This window comes from Bradyrhizobium sp. (assembly GCF_036009065.1).
In the GTDB taxonomy this organism is placed as follows: domain Bacteria; phylum Pseudomonadota; class Alphaproteobacteria; order Rhizobiales; family Xanthobacteraceae; genus Bradyrhizobium.
The window spans coordinates 1-6,097 of record NZ_DASYMN010000115.1 but is presented as its reverse complement, the minus strand read 5'-3'; the positions used below and the strand labels follow the sequence as shown (position 1 = coordinate 6,097).

Below are 6,097 nucleotides of genomic sequence, written 5' to 3'. Positions count from 1 at the left end.
TGCCCTCTCCGGCTTCAAGATGCATGGACAAGTCGGCCGCACGCGTCTCGGCCTCGGTAAGCTTGGCTTCGGCGGCGCGCCTGGTGCAGACGCGATGCACGCTCTGCAGCAGGTCGTCACCGCCACCGACCTGCTCAATCGCCGCGGCCGGGTTGCCGGCCGCAGCGCTTTCGACGAAGTCCCGGTCGAGCGACTTGCCCATCTGCTTCTTGAAATACATGTTGGCCCCTCCAAGCGCGAAGGCGAGTGCGATGCCAAGCGCAAGACCTCCGATCTGCTTGACGAGCGGCGACATCCCACGCCGGGCCGAAGCCGGGAGCGGCTGTGGCGCGCCCGGCATCGGTTGCATCCCGCGCCGGCCAAAGCCGCCGTTGTCGTGACTCATGGCATCTCCCCTCGCATCACCGGTTCGCGCGCAGCTTGCACAGGCGATCGAGATCGGCGCTGTACATGGTCTTGACGATTTCGCCGTCGCTTAGCGTCGAACTCCGGTTCGGCGCGATCTGGCCCGGATTGAGCAGCAGGGTGAAACGGGCGGCGTCGAACGGCAGGCCGAAATGGTCGGCCCAGCTTTGCAGCGACGCACAGAATGTCTGGCGGATACTGGCCTCGCCCTCAGTCGGGTCCACTGCGCGCGCGAAGTCGACGCCACCGAACGCGCCGATACGGAAGCCGGCAAGCGAGCCCGGCTGACCGCCAAGGACGTCGAAGGCGGCATAGCCTTCAAATCCGACACGCGGCCTGGAGGCGGGCGTTAGCCCTTGAAGCCGCCAGCGGATCGGCTGGTCGGCGATGATGACGACAGCGGCGCCGGGCACTTGTCCGAGATCGAGGCTGAGGCGCCGGTAGCCGTCCTCCTCAACGCTCGGTCGGGCCATCGGCCCGGGGGCCTGCACTGTGACCGCCTTCATCCCCTCAAACGCCACTGCGATGATCTGCAGGGAGTCGGCGGCGCCGGAGGCTTGTTCTGGCCGGCCGGTGAGCGTCTTGAGCCGGGCGATCTGCCGATCGCGCTCCTGGTCAAGCACATTGGTAACGATGTTCGGCTTTTGCAGCGTGGAGCGACCGATCTGCTCGAATATCTGACGGTATCCGTCATTGCCGCTGGCCCAGTACGAGCCGAAATTCGCCTGATGTTGGCGCCGGATGATTAACGAGCGCGCGAACGCGCGCATGCAGCGGGCGCCTCAGCGCCTCACGGATGCAAGATCACCTTGCCCATCGCCTTGCGGCCCGCCAGCACCTTCAGCGCGTCGGCGGTTTGCGCCAGCGGGAAGGTGCGGTCGACATGCGATGAGATTTTTCCCTCCGCGGTCCACTTCACCAGCTTTTCCAGGTTGGCGCGGTTCTTCTCCGGATTGAGCCGTGCCCACGCGCCCCAGAACACGCCGCGGATGTCGCAGCCCTTGAGCAGCGCGAGATTGAGCGGCATTTTCGGAATGTCGCCGGCGGCGAAACCGATCACCAGGAAGCGGCCTTCCCATGCGATCGAACGCAGCGCCGCTTCGGCATAGCTGCCGCCGACCGGGTCAAAGATGATGTCGACACCTTTGCCGCCGGTAAGCTTTCGCAGGCCTTCCTTGAGGTCTTCATCTGCGTAATTCAGCCCAAGGTCGGCGCCGTGCGCTTTGGCGAATTCGATCTTCTCCTCAGACGAGGCGCAGGCGATCACCTTCAGGCCCATCAGCCTGCCGAGCTCGCATGCCGCAAGCCCGGTACCGCCGGCGGCGCCGAGCACCGCCACGGTCTCGCCGGGTTTCAAGCTGGCGCGATCTTCCAGCGCATGCAGCGCGGTGCCGTAGATGATGATGATGCCGGCGGCGCGATCGAAATCCAGATTGTCGGGAATTTTGACGATCGCGTTCGCGGGCAGCGCGATCTTTTCCCGCGCGCCGTTGTGTCCGCAGGATGCGACCACGCGGTCGCCCACTTTCAGATCGGTGACCCCCGCGCCGACGCTCTCGATCACACCCGCGACTTCCGCCGCCGGCGAAAACGGGAACGGAGGCTTGATCTGGTACTTGCCCTGGATCATCAACAGGTCGAAGAAATTCAGCGCCGCCGACTTGATCGCGATCACGGCCTGGCCGGCCTCGGCCACCGGGTCCGGCACATCGGCCAGCTCAAGATCGTCGGGGCCGCAATACTGCGAGCAAAGAATGGCTTTCATGGACACACCTGGCTGGGAGAAAAAGGGCTGCACGCTTATTGCCGGATTTAGCGCCGGGCTACAATGCGATTCGGGCGCATAACCGCTACAACCGTCATTGCCGGGCTTGACCCGGCAATCCATCCTCTTCGAAAGACCCTTGCGAAGATCGATGGATACGCGGGTCAAGCCCGCGTATGACGAAAGGTGAAACGGATGTTCGAAAAAAATCTTCTCGCGGGCAAGCGCATTCTGGTGACCGGCGGCGGCTCCGGCCTGGGGGCCGCGATGGCGCGCCGCTTTGCCGAGCTCGGAGCAGAACTGGTCATCTGCGGCCGTCGGCTTGAACTGCTGCAGCAGACCGCGGCGCAATTGCGCAGCGACTTCGGCACAAAGGTCAGCGCCATCCGATGCGACATCCGCGATGGCGCCGCGGTCGATGCGATGATGGACTCGATCTGGAGCGATGCGCCGCTCGACGTGCTGGTCAACAATGCCGCCGCCACCTTCATCGCGCAGACCGAGCAGCTGTCGTTCCGCGCCGCGGACGCGATTCTCGCACCCACTTTGCATGGCGCGCTGTATTGCACGCTCGCAGCGGGAAAACGCTGGATCGAAGGCCGGCACAACGGCGTGGTGCTGAGCATCCTGTCGACCTCGACCATCACCGGACGGGCCTTCACGGTGCCTTCCGCGATGGCGAAGTCGGCGGTGTTGGCGATGACCAAGAGTCTCGCCGTGGAATGGGGCCCGAAGGGCATCCGCACCGTGGCGATTGCCCCGGGGCCGTTTCCGACTGCCGGTGCGTCGGGACAGCTTCGGCCCGAAGGCCGCGACGAGGCCCCGGGGGCGCAAAATCCGCTCGGCCGCGTCGGCGAACACGGCGAGCTTGCCAATCTCGCCAGCTTTCTGATTTCGGATCAGGCCGGCTACATCAACGGCGAGATGGTGGTGCAGGATGGCGGATCGCATTTGCGCGGTTCCGGCGCCGAGGACCTGCTGCAATGGACCGACGCGCAGTGGGTGCAGCTGCGGGCGGCGCGGCCGAAAGGCTGAACAAGCGGATTCCACTGGTGCGGGAAATGCTCTATGGCAAAAGCGGCGGGGATGCCGGGCCATCTTGCAGTCACAATGATGGGGGATCGACTTTGATCATGTCTGTGCGGCGAATTCTGACAATTCTGGTGGCGAACGCGCTGGTGTGCGCGGTTGCGACCCCTGCGCTGGCGCAGAGCGCTGCAAAGGATGCCAAGTCGTCGAAGTCCGCGCCGGCCAAGCCTGATGCCAAGCCTGCCGCCGCGGCCAAGCCGGAGGCCAAGCCAGCCGCCGTTGCCGCCGGCAGCGCCGAGCCGACGCTGATCGGTCAGTTCGGAACCTGGGGCGCCTACACCGCGACACCGAACGGCAAGAAAGTGTGTTTTGCGCTGGCAAAACCGTCGTCGTCGAAAACCAATCCGCCGAACCGCCCGCGCGATCCGGCCTACGCCTTCGTCTCCACGCGGCCGGCGGAAAAAGTCACCAACGAAGTTTCCATCATGATCGGCTATACGCTGAAGCCGGGTTCGGAATCCTCGCTGGAGGTCGGCGGCGCTTCTTATGCGATGTACACGCAGGGCGACGGCCTCTGGATCAAGAACGCCGCCGAGGAAGAGCGGATGGTGGAAGCCATGCGCAAGGCCGCCGATGTCGTCGTCAAGGGCGTCTCCGCCAAGGGCACCGAGACCATCGACACCTTCTCGCTAAAGGGTCTGGCGCAAGCGCTCGACCGGCTGGCGCAAGATTGCAGGCGCTGACGCAGTCGCAATTGCGCCGACAGTTGCTATATAGAGTCATATATTCATCGTCATGGCCGGGCTTGTCCCGGCCATCCACGTCTTTCTCGCTGCAACGCTCTGAAGACGTGGATGCCCGGCACAAGGCCGGGCATGACGAACCCTGGTAGCCGAGCTCGAATTGTTTGATTGCTCTGGATGACGATATGACCGCCGCTTTCTCTCCAGCCCCGCTGGAAAAAATCGCGCTGGAAACCTATGTGCCGCCGGCAAAGCCGTCGCTGATCGGAATGTCGCGCGCGGAGCTGGCCGAACGGCTCGGCGCCATCGGCGTGGCCCCCGCGCAGCGCAAGATGCGCACCCAGCAGCTCTGGCACTGGATCTATGTCCGCGGCGTGCAGGGCTTTGCCGAGATGACGACCATCTCGAAGGAGATGCGTGCGCAGCTTGCCGAGCATTTCACGCTCGCGCGTCCGCAGGTGGTCGCCGAGCAAATCTCCAGCGACGGCACCCGCAAATGGCTGCTGCGATTGCCGAGCGGCGACAGCGTCGAGAAGGCGCACGAGGTCGAGTGCGTCTACATTCCGGAAACCGATCGCGGCACGCTGTGCGTCTCCAGCCAGGTCGGCTGCACGCTGAGCTGCTCGTTCTGCCACACCGGCACGCAGCGGCTGGTGCGCAATCTCACCGCTGGCGAAATCGTGGGGCAGATCATGGTGGCGCGCGACCGGCTCAATGACTGGGCCGACCGTGAAACGCCGAACGGCAATCGCCTCGTCACCAATGTGGTGATGATGGGCATGGGCGAGCCCTTGTATAATTTCGACGCGGTGCGCGATGCGCTGCTGATCGTCGCCGACGGCGACGGCATCGGCATTTCCCGCCGCCGCATTACGCTGTCGACCTCGGGCGTGGTGCCTTATATCGTCCGCACCGGCGCCGAGATCGGCGTCATGCTGGCGATCTCGCTGCATGCGGTGCGCGACGATCTGCGCAACGAACTGGTGCCGCTGAACCGCAAATATCCGATCGCCGAATTGCTGCAGGCCTGCCGCGATTATCCCGGCGCGACCAACGCCAAGCGCATCACCTTCGAATATGTGATGCTCAAGGGCGTCAACGATTCGCTCGACGATGCAAAGCTGCTGGTGAAAATGCTGAAGGGCATTCCGGCCAAGATCAATCTCATTCCGTTCAATCCGTGGCCGGGCACGGCCTATGAGTGTTCGGACTGGGACCAGATCGAAAAATTCTCCGAATACATCTTCAACGCCGGCTATTCCTCGCCGGTGCGCACCCCGCGCGGCCGCGACATCCTCGCCGCCTGCGGGCAGCTCAAATCCGAGACGGAGAAACTATCGGCCCGCGAGCGCCAGGCGCTGCGCGCCATGGCGATGACGGATTGATGTGGAGCCGCTTTCATTCAACCGTCATCCTGAGGAGCCGCGCGCTTGCGCGGCGTCTCGAAGGATTGCCCCGGGCACTTGCGGCCCATCCTTCGAGACGCGGCCAAGAGGCCGCTCCTCAGGATGACGGGTTGAATTTATGGCGTTGGATGATGGATATCGTTTGATGTCCCTGATCGGTCGCCTCTTCGTTATCCTGCTCGGCTTCCTCGCCGCCAGTCTGGTCGCCGGCGCGATCGTCGTCGGCGCGGTGCTGTTTCCCGCATTGAGCGACTTCGCGGACGGCCCGATCGATCCCAGCGCGCTGAACATCGTGCTCGGCTTCGGCTTCATCTTCGTCAGCGGCTTTGCGCTGCTGCCGGCGCTGCTCGTGGTCGCCATCACCGAGGCGTTCTATATCCGAAGCGCGTTAGCCTACGCGGTCGGCGGCGGCGTGGTCGGCCTCGCCTGCTATCTCGGCCTCATTCCGTTCGATCCCGCCACCCTGCGCTTCGACGGCATCATCCGGCGTCACCTTGAAATCATGACCGGCGCGGGCATCGTCGCCGGGATGGTTTATTGGATGATCGCCGGCCGAAATGCCGGCGCGTGGCGGCGTGTGCGGGCTCCAGCACCACCACCCATACCTTCGTCATCCTGAGAGCCTGATCCAAAAATGTATCCGAGTCATTTCAACTACTTAGGAACGACGGTGTTGCGGGGATCTGACCTCAGGCAAATCTGCAGTTATTGCGATGCTCCAACGGGTTTCAACAAGTCGCATCTGAAAG

Annotated in this window: 7 protein-coding genes; 4 read left to right on the top strand and 3 right to left on the bottom strand. The window is 63.9% G+C overall.

What is annotated here, in order from left to right; translation table 11 throughout:
• From VGP39_RS07505 to VGP39_RS07495, 3 genes are all read right to left on the bottom strand, one after another.
• The coding region (locus tag VGP39_RS07505) for a hypothetical protein (protein ID WP_327567474.1) at positions 1-220 on the bottom strand (220 nt) is incomplete at its 3' end.
• A gap of 181 nt (positions 221-401) precedes the next feature.
• Positions 402-1,175, bottom strand: a complete 774-nt coding sequence (locus VGP39_RS07500) for a hypothetical protein (RefSeq protein ID WP_327567473.1) — start codon at positions 1,173-1,175, stop codon at positions 402-404.
• 20 nt (positions 1,176-1,195) lie between these two features.
• The gene (locus tag VGP39_RS07495; protein WP_327567472.1) at positions 1,196-2,170 is read right to left on the bottom strand and encodes an NADPH:quinone oxidoreductase family protein; all 975 of its coding nucleotides are present in this window, start codon (positions 2,168-2,170) and stop codon (positions 1,196-1,198) included.
• A gap of 195 nt (positions 2,171-2,365) precedes the next feature.
• On the opposite strand from VGP39_RS07495, the gene VGP39_RS07490 reads away from it, so the two are divergent.
• The 4 genes from VGP39_RS07490 to VGP39_RS07475 all read left to right on the top strand — a co-directional run bounded on the left by VGP39_RS07490 (position 2,366) and on the right by VGP39_RS07475 (position 5,967).
• Positions 2,366-3,205 (top strand): SDR family oxidoreductase, encoded by an 840-nt coding sequence (locus tag VGP39_RS07490; protein ID WP_327567471.1) that lies wholly within the window; start codon positions 2,366-2,368, stop codon positions 3,203-3,205.
• A gap of 98 nt (positions 3,206-3,303) precedes the next feature.
• Positions 3,304-3,942 (top strand): invasion associated locus B family protein, encoded by a 639-nt coding sequence (locus VGP39_RS07485; protein WP_327567470.1) that lies wholly within the window; start codon positions 3,304-3,306, stop codon positions 3,940-3,942.
• A 185-nt stretch (positions 3,943-4,127) separates the two neighbouring features.
• On the top strand, positions 4,128-5,327 hold the full coding sequence (gene rlmN, locus VGP39_RS07480; RefSeq protein WP_327567469.1) for a 23S rRNA (adenine(2503)-C(2))-methyltransferase RlmN: 1,200 nt from the start codon (positions 4,128-4,130) through the stop codon (positions 5,325-5,327).
• 166 nt (positions 5,328-5,493) lie between these two features.
• Entirely contained in the window at positions 5,494-5,967 is a 474-nt protein-coding gene (locus VGP39_RS07475) for a hypothetical protein (RefSeq protein WP_327567468.1), read from the top strand.
• The last annotated feature ends 130 nt before the right edge of the window (positions 5,968-6,097 follow it).